The sequence below is a fragment of the Paenisporosarcina macmurdoensis genome, from assembly GCF_042658845.1.
GTDB classification, from domain to species: Bacteria; Bacillota; Bacilli; order Bacillales_A; family Planococcaceae; genus Paenisporosarcina; species Paenisporosarcina macmurdoensis.
In genome coordinates, this window is the sequence record NZ_JBHSRI010000002.1 from 702,212 (window position 1) to 722,931 (window position 20,720).

General features: G+C 37.5%; 21 protein-coding genes. 19 read left to right on the top strand and 2 right to left on the bottom strand.

Annotated elements, in window-relative coordinates; genetic code table 11:
- Window positions 1-249: a ferredoxin gene (locus tag ACFPYN_RS03390; RefSeq protein WP_377732514.1), complete on the bottom strand. Its 249-nt coding sequence runs from the start codon at window positions 247-249 to the stop codon at window positions 1-3.
- A 107-nt stretch (window positions 250-356) separates the two neighbouring features.
- On the opposite strand from ACFPYN_RS03390, the gene ACFPYN_RS03395 reads away from it, so the two are divergent.
- The 7 genes from ACFPYN_RS03395 to ACFPYN_RS03425 all read left to right on the top strand — a co-directional run bounded on the left by ACFPYN_RS03395 (window position 357) and on the right by ACFPYN_RS03425 (window position 7,165).
- Window positions 357-1,412 carry a helix-turn-helix domain-containing protein gene (locus ACFPYN_RS03395; protein WP_377732515.1) on the top strand — a complete coding sequence of 352 codons (1,056 nt, stop codon included), beginning with the start codon at window positions 357-359 and terminating at the stop codon, window positions 1,410-1,412.
- A complete protein-coding gene (locus tag ACFPYN_RS03400) occupies window positions 1,393-2,844 on the top strand; it encodes a RecQ family ATP-dependent DNA helicase (protein WP_377732636.1) in 1,452 nt (483 codons plus the stop codon). The genes ACFPYN_RS03395 and ACFPYN_RS03400 overlap by 20 nt, the downstream gene beginning before the upstream one ends.
- A 73-nt stretch (window positions 2,845-2,917) precedes the next feature.
- Window positions 2,918-3,562: a LysM peptidoglycan-binding domain-containing protein gene (locus tag ACFPYN_RS03405; RefSeq protein WP_377732516.1), complete on the top strand. Its 645-nt coding sequence runs from the start codon at window positions 2,918-2,920 to the stop codon at window positions 3,560-3,562.
- 75 nt (window positions 3,563-3,637) lie between these two features.
- Window positions 3,638-4,267: a CBS domain-containing protein gene (locus ACFPYN_RS03410; protein WP_377732517.1), complete on the top strand. Its 630-nt coding sequence runs from the start codon at window positions 3,638-3,640 to the stop codon at window positions 4,265-4,267.
- 71 nt (window positions 4,268-4,338) lie between these two features.
- The gene (locus ACFPYN_RS03415; RefSeq protein ID WP_377732518.1) at window positions 4,339-5,115 is read left to right on the top strand and encodes a metallophosphoesterase; all 777 of its coding nucleotides are present in this window, start codon (window positions 4,339-4,341) and stop codon (window positions 5,113-5,115) included.
- 81 nt (window positions 5,116-5,196) lie between these two features.
- Window positions 5,197-6,117, top strand: a complete 921-nt coding sequence (locus tag ACFPYN_RS03420) for a MerR family transcriptional regulator (protein ID WP_377732519.1) — start codon at window positions 5,197-5,199, stop codon at window positions 6,115-6,117.
- Between the two features lie 67 nt (window positions 6,118-6,184).
- Complete coding sequence (locus ACFPYN_RS03425; RefSeq protein ID WP_377732637.1) at window positions 6,185-7,165, top strand: YpdA family putative bacillithiol disulfide reductase; 981 nt, start codon at window positions 6,185-6,187, stop codon at window positions 7,163-7,165.
- 431 nt (window positions 7,166-7,596) lie between these two features.
- Here the strand turns inward: ACFPYN_RS03425 and ACFPYN_RS03430 are convergent, their stop codons facing one another.
- A complete protein-coding gene (locus ACFPYN_RS03430; protein ID WP_377732520.1) occupies window positions 7,597-8,568 on the bottom strand; it encodes an asparaginase in 972 nt (323 codons plus the stop codon).
- A gap of 79 nt (window positions 8,569-8,647) precedes the next feature.
- Between ACFPYN_RS03430 and prsW the strand changes: the two genes are divergently transcribed.
- From prsW to spoIVA, 12 genes are all read left to right on the top strand, one after another.
- Window positions 8,648-9,331, top strand: coding sequence for a glutamic-type intramembrane protease PrsW (prsW, locus tag ACFPYN_RS03435; protein ID WP_377732521.1), 684 nt, complete (start codon window positions 8,648-8,650; stop codon window positions 9,329-9,331).
- Window positions 9,332-9,416: 85 nt separating this feature from the next.
- Window positions 9,417-10,214, top strand: coding sequence for a spore cortex-lytic enzyme (gene sleB, locus ACFPYN_RS03440; protein ID WP_377732523.1), 798 nt, complete (start codon window positions 9,417-9,419; stop codon window positions 10,212-10,214).
- Window positions 10,215-10,225: 11 nt separating this feature from the next.
- Window positions 10,226-11,515 (top strand): PepSY1/2 domain-containing protein, encoded by a 1,290-nt coding sequence (locus ACFPYN_RS03445; RefSeq protein ID WP_377732525.1) that lies wholly within the window; start codon window positions 10,226-10,228, stop codon window positions 11,513-11,515.
- A 149-nt stretch (window positions 11,516-11,664) separates the two neighbouring features.
- Window positions 11,665-12,339, top strand: coding sequence for a (d)CMP kinase (cmk, locus tag ACFPYN_RS03450; RefSeq protein WP_377732527.1), 675 nt, complete (start codon window positions 11,665-11,667; stop codon window positions 12,337-12,339).
- Window positions 12,340-12,924: a lysophospholipid acyltransferase family protein gene (locus ACFPYN_RS03455; RefSeq protein ID WP_377732528.1), complete on the top strand. Its 585-nt coding sequence runs from the start codon at window positions 12,340-12,342 to the stop codon at window positions 12,922-12,924.
- 96 nt (window positions 12,925-13,020) lie between these two features.
- Window positions 13,021-14,160 (top strand): 30S ribosomal protein S1, encoded by a 1,140-nt coding sequence (gene rpsA / locus ACFPYN_RS03460; RefSeq protein ID WP_377732530.1) that lies wholly within the window; start codon window positions 13,021-13,023, stop codon window positions 14,158-14,160.
- A 12-nt stretch (window positions 14,161-14,172) separates the two neighbouring features.
- Window positions 14,173-15,225 carry a type 2 isopentenyl-diphosphate Delta-isomerase gene (fni, locus tag ACFPYN_RS03465; RefSeq protein ID WP_377732531.1) on the top strand — a complete coding sequence of 351 codons (1,053 nt, stop codon included), beginning with the start codon at window positions 14,173-14,175 and terminating at the stop codon, window positions 15,223-15,225.
- 237 nt (window positions 15,226-15,462) lie between these two features.
- On the top strand, window positions 15,463-16,773 hold the full coding sequence (gene der / locus ACFPYN_RS03470) for a ribosome biogenesis GTPase Der (RefSeq protein ID WP_377732532.1): 1,311 nt from the start codon (window positions 15,463-15,465) through the stop codon (window positions 16,771-16,773).
- A 26-nt stretch (window positions 16,774-16,799) separates the two neighbouring features.
- A complete protein-coding gene (locus tag ACFPYN_RS03475) occupies window positions 16,800-17,822 on the top strand; it encodes an NAD(P)H-dependent glycerol-3-phosphate dehydrogenase (RefSeq protein ID WP_377732533.1) in 1,023 nt (340 codons plus the stop codon).
- Window positions 17,823-17,913: 91 nt separating this feature from the next.
- Complete coding sequence (locus tag ACFPYN_RS03480) at window positions 17,914-18,117, top strand: DUF2768 domain-containing protein (RefSeq protein ID WP_377732534.1); 204 nt, start codon at window positions 17,914-17,916, stop codon at window positions 18,115-18,117.
- A gap of 9 nt (window positions 18,118-18,126) precedes the next feature.
- Window positions 18,127-18,843 carry a hypothetical protein gene (locus ACFPYN_RS03485; protein ID WP_377732535.1) on the top strand — a complete coding sequence of 239 codons (717 nt, stop codon included), beginning with the start codon at window positions 18,127-18,129 and terminating at the stop codon, window positions 18,841-18,843.
- A 295-nt stretch (window positions 18,844-19,138) separates the two neighbouring features.
- A complete protein-coding gene (spoIVA, locus tag ACFPYN_RS03490; RefSeq protein WP_377732536.1) occupies window positions 19,139-20,617 on the top strand; it encodes a stage IV sporulation protein A in 1,479 nt (492 codons plus the stop codon).
- Window positions 20,618-20,720: the final 103 nt, after the last annotated feature.

Sequence of the window (20,720 nt, forward strand, 5' to 3'; positions counted from 1 at the left end):
TTATTCGTATTTTAATGCATCTCCGTCAAATGATTCTTCAGAAACTTTGATTGAATCCGTTGGACATCCCTCGAATGCATCTTGCATGTCTTCTTCGAGTTCATCTGGAACTTCAGTTGTTCCCATGTTATTATCTAAAATAACAAAGGCAATACCTTCATCATCATAATCATAAATATCTGGTGCTGCAGCGCCACAAGCGCCACAAGCGATACATGTATCTTTATCTACAATGGTATACTTCGCCATGTTAAACCTCTCCCTTATCTCCGTTCGCTTGAAAAAGCTTTCGTATTTATTCTAATCATGTTTTCCTCATTTTTCAACCTAAATACTCAATAATTGGAGGAACTCCAGTGCTATTTCAACAAATCATCTTACATATGGTCGATAGATTGAAGGAAGAACGGACCATTTCAGCACCTTTTCATCTTATTAGAGGGAAACGATCCGGTCAAACAATTCAAGATGTAAAGAGTTATCATCTTACGAAATTTTTTGCACTGTTTCCCAGACTTACTAAACAAAGCTACGACCAAATCATTCAACAGATGATTCATTCAGGTTGGCTTCGAGTAAATGAAAACTCCGTTCCTCAAATTACGGAAATAGGTAAAAACATAGTAAAGAAAATGCCAGACTTGCACTTAAATGGCTGGTTATACAGAGGGAACGAGCGAATCTTTTTTCAACGTCTTTCTTTAGTTACCCAAACCCTATCACATGTAAAAGCGAAAGATTTATCATTTGCCCCTTTACAAAAGGACGAAAAAATTCAAAAATGGGTGCGTCAATTTTTACATGATGTGTCTTACAAAAAAGAAGGATTTATTGAAAGGTACTACCAGGAGTTAGTATTTGCTTTCCAATCATCTAAATTAACTGATCTTCATGTAACGATACTAAGTCATCGTTTATCTGGTTATCAAGTAAGTGGTGTAACATGGCAACAGTTGTCACATGTCTTGGAAATAGATCAAATGGAGCTCGAAATTATTTTTCAAGAAAGTTTACATATTATACTAGATGAAATTTCGATAAATAATAAATTAGTTTTGTTACCTGTAATGAGTGAAGGAATCAAAACGACAACTCCATTGACTGATTCCGCTAAAAAGACCGCTGACTTTTATAAAAAAGGCTATTCATTTGAACAAATCACGTCAATGCGTCAACTGAAAACCAGTACAATTGAAGATCATTTTGTAGAAATGGCCATGAATGACCCATTATTTTCAATTCACATGTTTTTTCCCGATGAAGATATTGAACTAACCATTCAACAAATAAAAAATCATCAAACCAAGAAATTAAGAACATTAAAAGAAGTGTTTCCAACCTATTCCTATTTTCAGTTACGGCTTTTATTGGCCGTTGGAGGTGACTTAGTTGATCAACAACAATCTACATAATGTATTGTTAGAGAAATTTGGTTATTCTTCATTTAGACCAGGACAACTTGAAATCATAGAAAGCATTTTAAACGAAGAAGACGTTGTGGCAATTTTACCAACTGGTATGGGGAAATCACTTTGCTATCAACTTCCCGGTTATGTATTACCGCATAGTGTAGTAATTATTTCTCCATTACTAGCACTCATGCAAGATCAAGTAGAACAATTGAAGAAAATGGGTGAAAAACGAGTGGTTGCCTTTAACTCATTTTTGACACATTCTGAAAAACAAACGCTTTTGAATAAATTACAAACATATAAGTTCATTTTTTTATCGCCTGAAATGGTGATGCAAGAAAAAGTGAAGGAGAAATTGCAGTCCATTCCAATTTCACTTATTGTCGCGGATGAAGCGCATTGTATATCGCAGTGGGGCTACGATTTTAGACCCGATTATTTACGCTTAGGCGAATGGCTGAACAATAGTGACCGACCGCCTATTCTAGCTCTAACAGCCACAGCGACTCAACAAGTGATGGATGATATAGGTACTCACTTAAATATGCAGAATCCGACACATCATATTCAGTCTCTTGATCGACCTAATATTCGCTATGCAGCACTTGAAGTAAATTCACGGGAAGAAAAATTCGAACAGATAGCGAAGCAAATACATGACTTTACTGGTCCAGGCATTCTTTATACACAATCACGGAAAAAAGCAGATGACTATGCTCAGAGATTAATTAGCAAGGGAGTTCGAATCGCTTCTTATCATGCAGGAATGGAACAAGTGGATCGGATTTTTGTCCAACAACAATTTTTGAATAAGGAAATTGATTGGGTATGTGCAACAAATGCATTCGGAATGGGTGTCCATAAAAATGATGTGCGTCAAGTTATTCATGATCATTTTCCATCTTCGGTCGCCAATTATGCACAGGAAATTGGAAGGGCAGGAAGAGACGGGGCTGATTCACTTGCAACTCTTTTTTATACAAAGGATGATGAAGAACTTTCGATTTTCGTTGCCACGAATGATTTTCCTGACGAAGCACACGTAAAAGTATTTGATCAGGCAATAAGAAGCGGCTTACATCCTAATCAAATCGTAACTCAAAGCTTATTGACGGAAACTCATGTTCGAATCTTATCCTATTGGTTATCTAAAAGAACGCAAGAAGAGACAATCATGATCTTGCAAAAACTGAGACAGCAAAAAATAGAACAAATTTATCAAATCAAAGATATCTTAAAAAATTCGTTATGTATCCGTATGCAAATTGTTCAGTTTTTTGGTCAGGAAATTAATTCGAAACCCCATAATTGTTGTTCGAAATGTGGTTTACATATAGACGAAATAGTTGAATCTTCGAAAGAAAACTCAACGAATTTAAAATTGCAGACATGGGAAAAACGATTATTGTCTCTATTTCAGATAATAGATTAGATGTTTGTTTTACTTTTTCGCTAATTTTCGTCATAATAAACAGAGACGAAACGTAGAATAGGAGTTTACTACAATGAATAACGATGATTATCAAAATAAAATTGAAGAGTATCGAAAACCAATTAAAATAAATGATGAAGAGCCAAAGCCAAATACCCGAACTTCAAGACGTTCCACAGCGGCTGCTCCTAAGAAAACGAAACAGAAACGTAATTTATTATTACCAATATTGTTCTTTTTCTTTATTCTGATTCCGGTATCATTCTTAATTTACGTATTTGCTTTTTATCAGCCCAACGCAAATGAAACCACAGTTTATGACAACAGTGAAGTTCAATACGAACAAAATGATGAAGATACAACGACTGAAACAGATGGTGAAAATACTGCTCCTGATTCTGAAGAAAATACAGATACCGAAACGCCTGTTGAATCTACTGAACCTGAAGAACAGCCAGTAGAAGAAAAGCCTGTTGAAGAACCTGTAGAAGAAGCACCAGTTGAAGCACCAGTTGAAGAAAAACCAGTAGAACAACCGATAGAAGAGCCTGTTGAAGAACCATCAAGCGGGAAAACACATATTGTACAGCCTGGTGAGACACTCTATCGTATTGCCATGAACTACTATAATTCTCCTGACGCAGTGGAAAAAATTAAATCAGCAAATGGCTTATCTTCAAATTCAATATCAACTGGCCAAACATTAATTCTGCCGTAAAAATTGATTGAGAAAGAGGATAAGAGGGAATTATATAGAATAGGTTACTATTAAAAGAAAGAATGAGGTGACAGTATGTTTGCAAAAAGTGTAATGATTCCTAAAGAAAAGTGTATTTCGATTCAATCAACTGAGTCAGTGCAAACGGCGCTGGAAGTTTTAGAGAAAAATTCAATCGATGCACTACCAGTTTTAGACAAAGGCGTATATAAAGGCATATTGAACCGCTACATAGCGTACCGAGCTTTTTATTTTAGTGGATTGAGTAAAGAAGAATTCCTAACGACTACGTCTTTACTAGATGTTGTGTCACGGGAAGATATTTACTTATCAATCGATGACGTTTTTGAAAATTCATTAATTCAACTTAATAACTTTCCAATAATTGCAGTTGTTGAAGAAGGTAAGTTTTTAGGTTTAGTCACTCGCTATGACACGATGGAACAATTCAGAGGCGCATTTGGAATGGATAAACCGGGGATTCGTATATCGTTTACATCTGTCGAAACAGAGGGGCGAATTGCTCGAGTGGGAGATATCATCCAAAAGTTTCATGAATCTGTTATTTCACTCGTTACTTTCGATGAGACAGATAAATTATTACGCCGTATCGTTTTGAAAATCGAAAAACGTGACAATGTTCAAAAATTCTTAAAGGAGCTAGATAAATCTGGCTTCCGAGTTCTTGATATACAAGAAGATTAATTCTTGGACACAATAAAAAGAAAGGGGCGGGGCAACCCTCCTCTTTTTATTTTTGATAAAGAGGTGAAGAAATGCGCTATTTGGCAAGTATTATAGGTGTAGTTCTAATCGTACCTCTCCTCATGTTGAAGAAAGCATTTGAGATTAATGTGCGTCACCACGACTTAGAGTTAGTAAATTATGCAGGTGAAACACCTTTTAATGTATTTTTTATTTCTGATATTCATCGCCGAAAAATAACAAAACGCTTACTTGATAAAATTGATACTACTATTCAAGCGGTCATTATTGGCGGAGATCTAGCTGAAAGAGGCGTTCCGTTAAATAGAGTAGAAGAAAATATTAAAGCCCTCGCTAAAATCGGACCGATCTATTATGTATGGGGAAACAATGATCGTGAAGTTGGAGCTCAACATATTCGAACATATATTCAAAAATTTGGTGGTATCATCCTCGAGAACCAATCAATTTGCATCGAACACTCTAAGCAGAAGGTTTGGATAATTGGACTTGAAGATGTCTCTTCAGGTCGTGCAGACATACAAAAAAGTTTTGCAAATGTCCCAGAAAATGAACCCATCGTATTCATTTCACACACACCGTTTGTCTTTGACAAAGTTAAGAAGCGCTTCAATTCAGATGTCTTATTGGCAGGTCACACACATGGTGGTCAAATCCGCTTTGGAAAATGGGGGTATTATCAAAAAGGTGCACTAATAAAAGGACAGAATGAAGTTACATTAATAAGTAATGGATACGGGACAACATTTATCCCTTTAAGATTAGGTGCTCCGGCCGAGTGTCATATCTTGTCGATTAAACACAAAAGTTCTACAAATGTTCGATAAAACATACACAACGTTTACAATGCACACTAATTTTCCTATACTGAGACCACAGAACATGTGACGCTATTGGAGGAAGATGGCATGCAAAACGATCTAAACAACCAAGGTAAATACAATATGAAAGCAGTTTCAACAATGGTTGGCATATTGCCAGGCACGATTCGGGCTTGGGAAAGACGGTACCAAATGATTGCCCCCATTCGAAATGAAGCGGGTCACCGGTTATATTCAGATAACCATGTCCGCAAACTAAAATGGCTTGTCCAAAAAGTAAGTGATGGCTTTACAATTAGCCAAGCGGTATCGCTTTTAGAACAAGAATCTCAAGATGTAATCCAGCCACTAGCTCCTCAATTAGAAAATCGTGTAACACAACTTCAACAAAGTATCTTAGAAGCATTCCTTCGTTTTGATGAACGTTCGGCACAGACATATATGGATGAAGCTTTTACTATTTACACGATGGATAAAGTGTTTATAGATATTTTAGCTCCATTGTTGGTTCAAGTGGGGAGACTCTGGGAAGAAGGAAAGATTACAACCGCTCATGAGCATTTTGCTACGGCTATTTTACGTTCTCGAATCGGTGCAGTTATGCACGCGTATCCACACAATGGCATTTTGCCAAAAGTCATTGCGGTATGTGGACCTGGAGAATGGCATGAATTAGGTTTGTTAATCTTCACTTTATACATGAGACGAAAAGGGTACGAGGTCATTTATTTAGGTAGTAGTATAAAAGAAAATGATATTGATGTGGTCATCCAAACTGTGAATCCTCGTTTTTTGTTTATGTCATGTACAATGGTAAGCAATTTACATCCCACACTCGATTTAACCAAGTCTCTAGAAAAAACGTTTAGCAATTTAATAGTTGGCCTTGGTGGATTTGGTATTGATTCAATGTCCACTGAAGAAAAAGAAAATTATCAACAAAACATGATTGGAACTAGTATGGATGAATGGGATAAGTGGGTAGAAGAAAAAACATATGCCAATTAGTTGTATAGTTCTTTCGGTTCTCCTATCATAAGATAGGAGATTTTTTATATAGAGGAAGTGTAGTATGTTGAAAAATGTAGATGCAATTATTGTTGGTGGAGGTCCTTGTGGTCTAGCTGCAGCGATATCTTTACAGACTATTGGTCTGTCACCCATTATTATCGAAAAAGGTAACGTCGTAGAAGCAATTTATAAATACCCGACGCATCAAACTTTTTTCAGTACGAGTGAAAAATTAGCAATCGGGGACGTCCCCTTTATTATTGAAGGACGCAAACCGAAACGTAATCAAGCCTTAGTTTATTATCGTGAAGTAGTGAAATTGAAAAAGTTACACGTGCACAAATTTGAAACGGTAGAACGAGTGGAGAAAAAACAAGATGTGTTTAACGTATTTACATCAAAAGCTACGTATAATACGCCAATTGTTGTGATCGCAACCGGTTATTATGATCATCCAAACCTATTAGGTATTCCAGGTGAAGATTTACCAAAAGTCAGCCACTATTTCAAAGAAGGTCACTCATATTTCGATACGGATGTCGTGGTGATAGGTGGCAAAAACTCGAGTATTGATGCCGCCCTTGAATTGCATAAGGCAGGAGCAAGAGTAACGGTCGTTTATAGAGGCAGTACTTACTCTAGTAGCATTAAGCCATGGATTTTACCAGAGTTTGAAGGATTAGCTCGTAACGGTGAAATTACGATGCTTTTTGAATCGCAAGTAGAAGAAATATCACAAGAAGAAGTGCAGATTCGTCAGCATGATCAAGTGATAGCCTTAAAGAATGATTTTGTCTTTGCAATGATTGGTTATCACCCGGACCATGAGTTCTTACGAGATATGGGTGTTGAAATCGATGAAGCATCTGGGAGACCCATGTTAAACGAAGTAACAATGGAATCAAACCTAGAAAACTTATATATTGCGGGAGTTTTAGCAGCTGGCAATAATGCCAATGAAATTTTCATTGAAAATGGCCGCTTTCATGGTGAGTTAATTGCAGATGCAATTGTAAAAAAGAATGGGCTAACTAATAAGTCCTAACATAAAACAGGTGGAGAAAAACGACTCGTTTTTCTCCACCTGTTTTCTTATTTCTCTTATTTCTCACGAAAGTAACATGTAAGAACGCTGTATTGGAAATCAATAGAGTTGTTTATCAAAACCTTTTTTTAAAAAAGATTAGAGTCAATTTTATAAATGCCTTTTGATGAATGATACACGAATATTTGAATTATATTACTTTGAGTTAGTTAAGAATTCGCTAATTTGATTGGAGTGAAGGGCGGCGACTCCGGCGGGAAAAGCATGAGCGGAAGACCCCGCAGACAACAAGTTGTGCAAAAAAAATTGCCCAACTTGTTTGCGACGAGTAACCGCAGGAGCAGATGGTTCTTGCTCGTCGAGGAGGCTGAGGCAATGCCCGCGGAAAGCTTCCGCCCGTAACGGAAATCGACAATATCTCTGTTTTTAGATTAGTACCCAAACCAGCTTGAAAGGGGACGAACAAGGTGGACATCAGAAAGTCCAATTAACAACTTAATTCTTGCCTTTTGACCACTTAATCCATGAGCAAATAAAACACCCATATCTTCGAGCATTTTCCCTCCGCCTTCATAGCCATAAACGGGTTGAGCAATGCCGTTATAACATCTAGATACTAAAACGACTGGAATATGTTGCTTAATTAATTGTTGAATGCCAGGCACGATTGAAGGTGGCACATTTCCTTGACCTAATCCTTCCAAGACAACTCCGTCATATCCGGCATTTGCAACATGCATTAGCAAGTCTTCTTCCATGCCCGCATAGACTTTTAACAAAGCGACTCTTTTACTGATTGTTTTCAATTCAAACGTATCACGTCTGATTGGTGTATGGTGGAAATGAACGCCGGGTTTTGTTATCAATCCAATCGGCCCATATTGAGGACTTTGGAATGTAGAGACATTACTAGTGGAAGTTTTCGTGACATTTTGTGCGGTGTGTATTTCATCGTTCATCACCACGAGAACGCCTTTCCCGAAAGCATCTGGAGCGCTAGCCACTCTTACTGCTGATAACAAGTTATAAACGCCGTCAGAGCCAATTTCATTTGACGAGCGCATGGCGCCAGTTAAAATAATCGGGATATCGCTTTTTATAGTTAAATCCAGAAAATAAGCCGTTTCTTCTAAGGTATCTGTACCATGAGTAATGACAAAACCTTCAACTTCTTTACCAGCTATTTGCTGTTCAATGATTTCTTTGATCGCTAGCATTTCTTTAGGCGTTATGTGAGGAGAAGGGAAATTGAATGCTTCAATTTCATGGATATCCGCATATTCCATTAATTTATCAATTTCGGCAGTTAAGGGATTTGAATCTCCTGTGACGACTGCACCTGATTCACTATGAACATGCATAGAAATCGTTCCACCTGTATGTATGACGACTATTTTTTTCATTTTAATATTCCTCCATCCATTCATTCATCAATCGTTATAAAATGATATAATTAATCTACTAAAAGGAGGCGAGCGCAACTTGATAATTTTACTATCTGTCGCAATCGCTCCAGGGCTTGCTTTATTTAGTTATTTTTATTTGCGTAATCAAATATCTTCAGAGCCTTCACGGTCATTGTTCCATACATTTATATATGGTGCTATTTTAACCTTCCCTATCCTCTTCATTCAACATGTGTTTGAATTCGAAAACATTTTTCAGTCATCATTTATATCAAATGTCTTATTTACAAGTGCACTAGAAGAGTTTTTCAAATGGCTCGTTTTAATATTGGTGATTTACCAACATGTTGATTTTGAAGATCCTTATGATGGTATTCTTTATGGCGCAAGTGTTTCTTTAGGATTTGCAACGGTAGAAAACATTTTATACTTATTTACATACGGCTTAGATACGGCATTCTTACGTGCTTTATTGCCTGTTTCAAGCCATGCTATATTTGGAGTAGTTATGGGCTATTATCTAGGACGTGCAAAGTTTGCCGTAAGTACCTCTTCAAAACCGTTACTATTCATTGCATTGCTCGCTCCATTAAGTTTACACATGATATATAACGGAATTTTAGCTATAGAAGGAATTTGGTTGTATTTTATGATTCCTTTTATGCTTTTCTTATGGTGGTTATGTTTAACGAAAGTAAAACAAGCCCATTTATTAACCATTCAACATTTTCATACACGGGATGAGATACGTGAATTGTAATAAAACCAATTAAATTACATTGGTTTTATTTTTTTTTGTATAAATTTCTTTAAATTCCTCATTCTAAAAAAAAGGAGAAATGTTTATGCGAAAAAATAAATGGTTAATTTGGTTTGTTACTTTATGTTTGTTAACACTATCTTTGAGTACTCCACAACAATCTGAAGCATTTTCTGGACAAGTGATTGAACGTGGTGCTTATGGAGATGATGTAATTGAACTACAGTCACGATTACAATATATCGGTCTTTACAAAAATAAGATAGACGGTAAATTTGGATACGGTACTTACTGGGCTTTGCGTAATTTCCAAGATCAATTCGGTTTACCTATCGACGGAGTGGCTGGACAGAAAACAAAAACAAAACTTGCCAATGTTTCAACCTATCATAAAGAGTTTGTTCAAAATCAATTGAAAAAAGGGAACCAATTTACACACTATGGTGGTATTCCTTTAGAACAACAAGTAAAGAAAGGGACAAACCAAGGGGCCAAACAACCCGAGCAAGTCCAACTTCCAGCTAAATATTCTGAACAGGATTTGCAACTGATGGCAAATGCAGTCTACGGAGAAGCGCGCGGAGAACCATATGAGGGACAAGTTGCAGTTGCAGCAGTCATTATAAATCGTATTGAAGATTCTGAGTTCCCTAACACAATAAGTGGAGTTATCTTCCAACCTTTAGCTTTTACAGCAGTTGCTGACGGACAAATTTGGCTAACACCAAACGCTCGCGCTAAAGAAGCTGTTCTAGATGCCATAAATGGTTGGGACCCTACTGAAAATGCGATTTACTATTTCAACCCTGAGACAGCTACCAGCAAATGGATTTGGACACGAGCACAAATCAAAACAATTGGGAAACACATATTCGCCGAATGAGGAGGAATAACATGAAGGTTATAACAAGTTTATTAGCGGTTGGTTTAATCATTATGGGTGTCTTTTTGTTTACATCAAAACAAAATGAACGAGCGTTAGAAAATGACTTGAGAGCTCAATATACGAATCGAATGACGGAAGCTTCAGAAAAACTAAGTGAATTACAAAAATCTGTTCAAAGTGCAACTGTTTTTAAGGATCCTGTAGCTCAAGCAGAACCTCTTGAAGATATTTGGAGACTGTCTTCAGAAATCAAAAGTGATATTTCTTCACTTCCATTGCAACAAGATTTTTCGAATGAATGGATGAATTACTTAGGACGACTTGGAGATTACGCAAAATTAAAGAGTCAAGGTAAAGTGCCAGAGGAAAAATGGTTAACCGTGACAACAAATGTTGCAGCAAATTTAGATGAATTTTCATATGAATGGCAGAATGCCTCAACAGAATTACTAGCGAAACAACAGTCTTTCTCAGAATGGCAAAAAGAAATTAAAGCAGCTCAACCATCTGAACAGTGGACAAAAATGTCAACTACGGTTAAAGGATATTCAGAAAGCGATTTCCCTCTAACCGCAAGTGAATCGGATAATCAAAAGAAAAAGGATTTAAAATCGATTAAAGATAAACCAGTAACGGAACAACAAGTTGTGAAAAAAATGAAAGAAATGTTTCCAAAGTTTAAAAATGCTAAAATCGTAACGTCTTCTAGTAAACCAGGAGCATCTTATCCGTTTTACCACATCTCATTCAACGAGGGCATTCGAACTGGTTACACGGATTACACCGAAAAAGGTGGACATCTGTTATCCATGTTAATCGAACGTCCAATTGGGAAGGACCGGATAACTCAGGAACAAATGAAAGAAAAGGCGGAAAAAGCAGTTAAGTCATTTGGATTTGAAGATGTGGTACTCGTGGAAACACGCGAAAATCATTTAGTTTGGCATGTTGTATTCGTGCGAGTAGATCCAGTGAATGAGGCTCGAATTTATGCTGACGCAATTCAATTAAAACTGGCTAAAGATGATGGAGAAATTCTAGGTGTAAACACAATGGAATATATCCAAAAAGAGACGTTGCCTAAACAAAAATTAGTACCTGTAGATTGGAAAGAATATTTTACGGATCAAGTAACCATTGAAAGTGAAGTATTAGCGTATACAGAAAATGACCTTCTACAACAACGTCTTTGTTACGAAATTATGGTCTTAAAAGAAAGTAAAGATGAAAGTCACACGTTTAGAATTTTAGTTGATACCGAAACGCATGAAGTGTTGAAGTCTGAAATGTTGAATTAAATTTAGCTGAATTTTCGATAGCTGCATCCAAATCACCAAAGTTTCATCGAAACCAAAAATATCTCAACCTTCACGAAAGCTCACGCCAGTGGGCTTTTTTTTTATCTCCTGTGTTACAATATGTGTGAGAAAGTTTAGGAGTTGATGATGTGAAAAACAGTATACAAATAGCGATTGATGGACCAGCTGCTGCAGGAAAAAGCACAATTGCGAAATTAGCGGCTGAAGAACTTGGTTTTACATATATTGATACTGGAGCTATGTATCGAGGAATTACGTATAAAGCACTTGAACGTCACATAGATTTAGAAAATGAAGAGGCTTTAACACAGTTACTTCTAGAAACCCTAATTGAGCTAAAACCGTCAAATGAAGGACAACTTGTTTTGCTAGATGGAGATGATGTGTCAGATGCTATTCGTTCTACCCTTGTGACATCTTCTGTATCTGCTGTTGCATCACACGCAAGTTTGCGAGAAGAAATGGTGAAAAGACAATTAAAAATGGCTGAAAGTGGTGGTGTGGTGATGGATGGTCGCGACATCGGCACGCATGTATTAGTCAATGCCCAATTAAAAGTCTTTATGTCTGCAACAGTTGATGAACGAGCAAAACGCCGTCAGTTGGATAATGAACGCCGTGGAATTGATTCTGATGTAAATCAACTGAAAAAAGAAATTGCAGAACGTGATAAAATGGATAGCGAACGACAAGCATCTCCTCTTATTCAGGCACAAGATGCAATTTACTTAGATACCACGAATTTATCAATAAGCGAAGCAGCTAATCACATTATTCAATTAGCGAAAGAAAGGATGAGCTAAATGAACATGTACCAATTTACGAAATCCCTTGTTTGGACTACATTAAAACCAATTTATCGTTTCGACATAAGAGGATTAGAACATTTTCCGAAAACAGGCGGAGTATTAATCTGCTCGAATCATATCGATGCCCTTGATCCTCCAGTTGTTGGAATAACTGCTCCAAGACCGGTTCATTTTATGGCCAAAGAAGAGCTTTTTAATATGCCGATTTTAAAACCACTTTTGCCGAAATTAAATGCATTTCCGGTTAAAAGAGGATTAAGTGACCGTGAAGCGTTAAGAAAAGCATTAGCCTTATTAAAAAACGGGGATGTCATGGGTCTTTTCCCGGAAGGTACTCGTAGTAAGGATGGTAAACTTGGGAAAGGCTTCTCTGGAGCTGGTTTTTTTGCATTGAAAGGTGAAGCTGATGTTGTTCCGTGTGCCATCATCGGACCTTATAAGCCATTCAAACCGTTGAAAGTGGTTTATGGCGAACCAATTTTAATGCAACCATATCGTGATCGAAAAGCGTCTGCTGATGAAGTTACGTTAATCATTATGAATCATATTCAAAAATTATTAGATGCCAATAAATCTTAAAATTTAGTTTTTTTCTATATTTAAAGGGTAAATTTTTGTTTTTATTAGAGAATTCGCATAAAATAAAGATTGGAACGTTGTGAAGGAGGATGCTATATGTCTGAGGAAATGAACTTGCAGGAAAACCAGGACTTCCGTGAAGGAAATCTTGTAAAAGGTACGGTTGCCCAAGTTGAGGATAAGGCAGTTACTGTCACAATTGAAGGTGCACCGTTTGATGGAATAATCCCGATTAGTGAACTGTCAAGCTTGCACATTGAAAAAGCTTCTGACGTCGTTTCCATCGGTGACGAATTAAACTTAATTATTACAAAAGTAGAAGACGACAAATTTGTGTTGTCAAAACGTAAAGTTGATGCCGCTGAAGCTTGGGATTCGTTAGAACAAAAGTTTCATAGCGGAGAAATTATTGAAGCAGAAGTAAAAGACGTAGTAAAGGGTGGACTTGTAGTTGACCTTGGCTTACGCGGCTTTGTTCCGGCTTCATTAGTTGAAGATCACTTTGTTGAATCTTTCGAAGATTACAAAGGAAAAGTATTAACATTTATTATAGTTGAAATGGAAAAAGATAAAAACCGACTCATCTTATCTCATCGTGCAGTAGTAGAAGCTGAAAAAGAGTTGAACAAGAAAGATACGCTTGATCATATTCATGCGGGCGATGAATTAACAGGTACTGTGCAACGTATAGCAGCTTTTGGTGCTTTTGTAGACTTAGGTGGGGTAGATGGACTTGTTCATATCTCTCAACTATCACATGAGCATGTAGAGCAGGTTTCAGACGTACTTCATGAAGGACAAGAAGTAAAAGTGAAAGTATTGTCTGTTGATCGAGATAGCGAACGTATTTCATTATCCATTAAAGATACACTTCCTGGACCATGGGAAGGAATTGAAGATAAAGCACCACGAGGTTCTGTTCAAACGGGTACCATAAAACGCCTTGTTTCATACGGCGCATTTGTAGAAGTATTCCCTGGTATTGAAGGACTTGTTCATATTTCACAAATTGCCCATTCTCATATAGGTACACCTCATGAAGTGTTAAAAGAAGGGCAAGAGGTACAAGTAAAAGTGTTAGATGTTAACAGAAAAGATAAACGATTATCTTTAAGCATCAAAGACTTACTTGAAAAAGAAGAAGGATATTCAGGATCTGATTACGAAATGCCAGAAGAATCTAAAGGTTTTTCAATCAGTGATGTTATTGGAGATAAATTAAAACACTTTAAATAATGGAGCAAATCAATGACTAGAGCTGAACGAAAATTAGACCACATAAAACACGCGTTGTCGACAGGACAATCTAGAGCAACATGGTTAGATGATATTCGTTTTGTACATCAAGCTCTACCTGATAGTAGTTGGGATAAAGTGTCCTTGCAAACTCAAATTGGCGAACTCGTTTTTGGTTCGCCTTTTTTTATTAATGCAATGACAGGTGGAGGAGGGGCTAAAACGACTGAGTTGAACAGTCAATTAGCTCGTATTTCTCGTGAAATGAATATTCCAATGGCAGTTGGATCTCAAATGGCCGCCATTAAAAACCCAGAAGAAATTGCCACATATGCTGTGGTGCGTAAAGAAAATCCGAACGGACTGATATTTGCCAATTTAGGTAGTGAGGCAACAGTAGACCAAGCAAAAAGAGCCGTTGATATGTTGGAAGCAAATGCTCTTCAAATCCATCTAAATGTCATTCAAGAGTTGACGATGCCTGAAGGGGATCGTGATTTTAGAGGGGCACTTACTAGAATTGAACAGCTTGTAAACGAATTGAATGTACCGGTTATAGTTAAAGAAACAGGGTTTGGGGTCTCCCGTGAAGCGGCATTGAAACTTCAATCGATTAACGTAGCGGCTATCGATGTGGGTGGCTTCGGCGGAACCAATTTCGCCGCGATTGAAAATGAACGCCGACATCGCAAACTTACCTTTTTTAATGACTGGGGTGTTCCAACCGCTGCAGCGCTCATTGAAACAACTACCTTGAATTCTAAAATTCCTGTGCTAGCTTCTGGAGGAATTCAACATGCACTGGATATGGTGAAATGTCTATCCCTCGGTGCCTCTGCTGTAGGAATAGCGGGCGTAGTGTTAAAAACATTAGTTGAAGAAGGGGAACAGGCAACGATTGATTTAATTCACGAAATGAATGAAGATTTGACGATGTTAATGGTCTCTCTTGGTGCAAACACGATTCAAGAATTGCAACAAGTTCCATTAATTATTTCAGGTGAATTACATCATTATCTGACTCTCCGTGGACTTGATACATATACATACGCAAATCGTAAATAATAAAGAGATGTAGACATATACAAAGTCTACATCTCTTTATTTTGGTTAGTGAAGTTTGTCTAATTGCAAGTACTTTCGTTTGAAAATTGACACTCATTCATCTCCAGCCCTCACCTAGGTACTGAAAAACAGGGGTTTCTCTTCGTTTATCCCAGCACCAATGTCGAGCTAACATGGCGTTTTACGTGTTTCTTATGTATAATACTTTAGAGAAGAATTTGGAAGGATGAAATAAATATGCCTAAACCGGTAGTAGCAATCGTTGGTCGCCCGAATGTAGGAAAATCAACAATCTTTAATAGAATTGTTGGAGAACGCGTTTCCATTGTGGAGGATATTCCAGGAATAACACGTGATCGTATATATAGCGCGGCTGATTGGTTAACTCATGAATTTAATATAATTGATACAGGTGGAATTGACATTGGGGACGAGCCTTTCTTAGAACAGATTCGTGCTCAAGCTGAAATCGCCATCCAAGAAGCAGACGTTATTATTTTCTTGACGAATGGTCGAGAAGGTGTCACATCTGCTGATGAACAAGTAGCAAAAATCTTGTATAAAACTAAAAAACCTGTCGTGTTAGCAATTAATAAAATTGATAACCCTGATATGCGTCCAATGATTTATGATTTCTATACATTAGGATTTGGCGAACCATTCCCAATCTCAGGTTCTCACGGACTTGGTCTTGGAGATTTATTAGATGAGGTAGCGAAGAATTTCCCTGATGAAGATGAAGAGATTTATCCTGATAATGTCATTAAGTTCTCATTAATTGGTCGTCCTAATGTTGGGAAGTCTTCTTTAGTGAACTCGTTCCTTGGTGATGAACGTGTCATTGTTAGTGAAATTGCAGGAACGACTCGTGATGCGATTGATACACAATATGAATACGAAGATCAACCTTATGTCATCATCGATACAGCGGGGATGCGTAAAAAAGGTAAAGTTTACGAAACCACTGAAAAATATAGTGTACTACGTGCATTAAAAGCAATTGAACGTTCTGATGTTGTTTTAGTTATTATAAACGCAGAAGAAGGCATTCAAGAGCAAGATAAAAAAATTGCTGGGTACGCGCATGAAGCGGGTAAAGCAATCATTATCGTGGTTAACAAATGGGATGCAGTTGAAAAAGATGAAAAAACAATGAATAAAACAACTAAATTAATTCGAGCGCATTTCTTATTCTTAGATTATGCTCCAATTATTTTCGTTTCTGCTGTCACTAAACAACGTGTACATGCAATTTTACCAATCATAAATCGTGTAAGTGAAAACCACGCGATGCGCGTTACATCAAGTGTCTTAAACGAAGTAATTGAAGACTCAGTTGCACGTAACCCTGCCCCTGCAGACAAAGGTCGTCGTCTGCGTATTTACTACGCTACACAAGTCGCGATCAAGCCACCAACATTTGTGGTGTTCGTAAATGAACCAGAAATTATGCATTTCTCATATGAACGATTCCTTGAAAACCGAATTCGTGAATCCTTCGATTTCGAAGGGACACCAATTCGCCTTATTACACGTGCTAGAACATAAGTCGTATCAGTAAGGGAGTTACAAACATGGAAAAAGTGGTTGTATTAGGTGCCGGTAGTTGGGGGACAGCTCTTAGTATTGTCCTTGCAGAAAATGGACACAATTGTTTGCTATGGTCGCATCGTGAGGACCAAGCGAATGAAATTAATCATCAACATTCAAATGAAAAATACCTTCCAGGTACAGTCTTACCAACTTCACTAAAAGCCACGTCATCTTTAAAAGAAGCAGCCACTCACGGGAAAACCATCGTGATGGCTGTTCCTACAAAAGGTATTCGTGAAGTTTGTCGTAATGTAAAAGAGTGGATTCAAGAACCGATTCTTTTCGTTCATGTATCTAAAGGAATTGAACCCGATTCTTTAAAACGAATTTCTGAAGTTATGCGAGAAGAACTACCTGTTCATTTGATCGAGGGAATAGTGGTTCTTTCTGGACCGAGTCATGCAGAAGAAGTGGTCTTAAAACACCCGACTACTGTCACAGCTGCCTGTGAAGATATTCAATACGCTGAAAAAGTACAAGATTTATTTATGAATGGCAATTTCCGTGTCTATACCAACTCAGACGTCATTGGAGTCGAAATTGGTGGAGCATTAAAAAATATTATTGCCTTAGGTGCAGGTATTTCAGATGGTTTAGGGTACGGAGACAATGCAAAGGCTGCGTTAATTACAAGAGGTCTTGCAGAAATCGCCCGTCTCGGAACTAAAATGGGTGCAAAATCCTCAACGTTTTCCGGCTTAACTGGAATAGGTGACTTAATTGTGACTTGTACGAGCGTCCATTCAAGAAACTGGCGTGCTGGAAACTTATTAGGGAAAGGCATGAAGTTAGATGATGTTTTGAATCAAATGGGTATGGTTGTCGAAGGTGTTCGCACCACGAAAGCTGCCCATCAATTATCTAAATTCCATGAAGTACCAATGCCTATAACTAGCGCTCTATATGCTGTGTTATTTGAACAAGTCGATCCAAAGATAGCGGTCGATCAATTAATGGACCGCGTCAAGAAGCATGAGATGGAAGACTTATTTGAGTATCTTTAAATCGTCACAAAACAAGAGGTAGCGAGTCTGCACCTCTTGTTTTTTCGTGATATAATAATTTGCTGAGAGACAGTGAAGGGTGGTTAAATTTATGTCATCACTAGACAAAATGTGGATTTCATTTGCTTCCATGGGCTTTATGATGATTTCTATGGGGTTAATTTATGTCAGTAGAAACAAAATAAATAATCGTGTACTTAAATTTATTCTTGCTACTTTAGCGTACATACTTTTAATAGGCGGATTTTTAAGTATGATTTATATTGTATTTAGTGGTCCCGCTGGAAGTTCGTGAGGTGACACAATGAAAAAACGTTCAATTATCAGTCTATTACTCATTACGACATTACTGTTATCAGGTTGCATGTTTCCGGACTCTGAGCGTGCAGAAAGCCAGAGACCCTATGAAGATCAACTAAATTCGGTTCAAGTGGCTGTGGAGCAGTTTCAAGAAGCTTCAGGTGGCTTACTACCAATAAAAACTAGGGATCAAAGTGTTGACCAATACATTAAGTATCCTATTGATTTTAAACAAATCGTCCCTGCCTATTTAAGCGAAATTCCACCCAACGCATATGAAAACGGTGGATTGTTTCAATATGTCATTATGGATGTCGAAGAAAACCCAACAGTCAAATTAGTTGATTTACGTTCTGCTGAAAAAATTAGAGATTTAAATGTAAAACTTGGAGTTAACGGATATGGTCCGATAGCTGAGCAAATAGATGAAAACATTTACAAACTAGATTATAAACTGATGGGTTATGACGATGAACAAACAGTTCCTAGTCCGTATTCAGAAGTAAATCTACCGCTAGTTGCTACAGGGGATGGGTCTATTTATATTGATTACTCGATTGATTTGAATCGTATTCTTCAAGAAGATAAACCAAATGTAAAACCAGGTGAAGATATTCGTTATCTTCTGGTTGATAAATACCCAGTCGTACCAGCTTATTCCCTACCGTATACTGTAAATGAAAATAATGAACCAGAATTCTTAAACAAAGCAGCAAAATAAATTTTCTGAAATATTTATTTTAAAGGCTCTGTTAAAAAAATTGTTGTTTCCGTTACAAGGTACTTCATTTTTCAAAGCTATCATAGCGATGAAGAAACAGGAAAAGGCGGACGTTTTCTTCGGGCAGCCCGTATGGATCCTCGCTCGACTGAGGATAGCGGAGCTTGTTTACAGAATATCAGCAACAATAATTAAAATAGCTAATTTAAAAGAAATAAAGACAAACGTTTCGTGCATATGCATGAAACGTTTTTTTGGTGCATAAAATAAAGTGCGTAGGAAAGGGGGCCATGATATGGCTGAAGAGCTTTATCAACAAATAGCCGAACGGACAAATGGTGATGTATATATTGGCGTGGTAGGACCAGTGCGAATTGGTAAATCTACTTTTGTAAAACGAGTAATGGAGAGTTTAGTAATCCCTAATATGACGGATGAAGTGGACAGACTTCGTGCACAAGATGAACTGCCTCAAAGTTCTCCTGGAGCAGTAATAATGACAGCCGAACCGAAATTCGTACCAGCTCATGGTACTAGCATTCAGGTAGGCGAAGACGCATTCCGTTTCAATATTCGCTTGGCGGACTGTGTAGGATATATTGTAGAAGGTGCTAAAGGTTATGAAGACGAGAATGGACCTAAAATGGTTCATACGCCTTGGCATCATGATCCCATCCCATTCGAAGAAGCTGCACGAATCGGTACAGACAAGGTAATTAGAGATCATTCAACTATCGGAATTGTGATGACAACGGATGGCTCGGTGAACGATATTGCAAGATCTGCAGTAGTATCAGTAGAAGAAGAGATCGTTGGCCAGTTAAAAGAAATTGGTAAACCATTTGTAATCTTGCTAAATAGTCGATTTCCAGATCAAGCGCAAACAGTTAATTTACGTCAAGAATTATTCGAAAAATACAATGTGCCAGTAATTTGCGCTGCAGTTGATCGAATGACGGTGCACGAAATTCAGTTTGTATTAAAAGAAGCACTTTATGAATTTCCTGTGACAACTTTTGAATTGCTAAAACCCGAATGGATGGACGTTCTAGAAAATGATCATCCTTTAAAAGTTTCACTTCAAAATTCATTAGACTCTTGGTCTTCACAAGTTTCAAAAATCCGAGATGTAAAAGATTTAGCAACATTCATTGCGGATGAACCTTTCGTTCAACACGCTGAAGTGATTGAAGTGGATGCAGGAAAAGGGAAAGCCTCCATTCAAATTGATATTACGGATGAAGCCTTCCAATCAGCCTATTCGGACTTCTTGGATGAGCCTATTATTACGAAAAAAGACTGGTTATTATATGTTAAAGAATCTTCATATGCAAAAAAATCGTATTTACGGTTCCACGAAGCCATTGAAATGGCACAAGAAACTGGCTATGGTGTGACAATGCCATCAGTACAAGATTTCCAACCGTCTGCTCCAGAATTAATTAAACAAAATGATTTCTTCGGAGTACGAATGAAAGCTAAAGCACCTTCACTACACATTATACGTGTGGACATGGATGCAGAATTCTCTCCTCTGATTGGTTCTGAATTCCACAGTCAACAATTGTTAAAAGATCTAAAAGAAGCGTATTATCACAATCGTGAAGCTTTGTGGGCAACCTCATTATTTGGAACGCCTTTACACGAGATGTTGAGAGAGAGTATGCGCTATAAATCTGACGCTGTTCCGTCACATGCTAAGAAACGCATGAGAGAAACCATCGAACGCATGGTGAATGAAGGCGATCGTGGTATGGTAACGTTTATCCTATAATTGAGAGCAGGACTCCGCATTTTACTATGCGAATAGTCCTGTTCTTTTTATTTTGGATGGATTTTCTGCATTAAGTTGGAAATTGTAGCAGGAATATTGTTGC

Excerpts from the sequence above, each read along its gene's own strand:
- ACFPYN_RS03390 (WP_377732514.1), bottom strand. The coding sequence starts at position 249 with ATGGCGAAGTATACCATTGTAGATAAAGATACATGTATCGCTTGTGGC.
- ACFPYN_RS03405 (WP_377732516.1), top strand. The coding sequence starts at position 2,918 with ATGAATAACGATGATTATCAAAATAAAATTGAAGAGTATCGAAAACCA.
- ACFPYN_RS03410 (WP_377732517.1), top strand. The coding sequence starts at position 3,638 with ATGTTTGCAAAAAGTGTAATGATTCCTAAAGAAAAGTGTATTTCGATT.
- ACFPYN_RS03415 (WP_377732518.1), top strand. The coding sequence starts at position 4,339 with ATGCGCTATTTGGCAAGTATTATAGGTGTAGTTCTAATCGTACCTCTC.
- ACFPYN_RS03420 (WP_377732519.1), top strand. The coding sequence starts at position 5,197 with ATGCAAAACGATCTAAACAACCAAGGTAAATACAATATGAAAGCAGTT.
- ACFPYN_RS03430 (WP_377732520.1), bottom strand. The coding sequence starts at position 8,568 with ATGAAAAAAATAGTCGTCATACATACAGGTGGAACGATTTCTATGCAT.
- sleB (WP_377732523.1), top strand. The coding sequence starts at position 9,417 with ATGCGAAAAAATAAATGGTTAATTTGGTTTGTTACTTTATGTTTGTTA.
- ACFPYN_RS03445 (WP_377732525.1), top strand. The coding sequence starts at position 10,226 with ATGAAGGTTATAACAAGTTTATTAGCGGTTGGTTTAATCATTATGGGT.
- ACFPYN_RS03455 (WP_377732528.1), top strand. The coding sequence starts at position 12,340 with ATGAACATGTACCAATTTACGAAATCCCTTGTTTGGACTACATTAAAA.
- rpsA (WP_377732530.1), top strand. The coding sequence starts at position 13,021 with ATGTCTGAGGAAATGAACTTGCAGGAAAACCAGGACTTCCGTGAAGGA.
- fni (WP_377732531.1), top strand. The coding sequence starts at position 14,173 with ATGACTAGAGCTGAACGAAAATTAGACCACATAAAACACGCGTTGTCG.
- der (WP_377732532.1), top strand. The coding sequence starts at position 15,463 with ATGCCTAAACCGGTAGTAGCAATCGTTGGTCGCCCGAATGTAGGAAAA.
- ACFPYN_RS03475 (WP_377732533.1), top strand. The coding sequence starts at position 16,800 with ATGGAAAAAGTGGTTGTATTAGGTGCCGGTAGTTGGGGGACAGCTCTT.
- ACFPYN_RS03480 (WP_377732534.1), top strand. The coding sequence starts at position 17,914 with ATGTCATCACTAGACAAAATGTGGATTTCATTTGCTTCCATGGGCTTT.
- ACFPYN_RS03485 (WP_377732535.1), top strand. The coding sequence starts at position 18,127 with ATGAAAAAACGTTCAATTATCAGTCTATTACTCATTACGACATTACTG.
- spoIVA (WP_377732536.1), top strand. The coding sequence starts at position 19,139 with ATGGCTGAAGAGCTTTATCAACAAATAGCCGAACGGACAAATGGTGAT.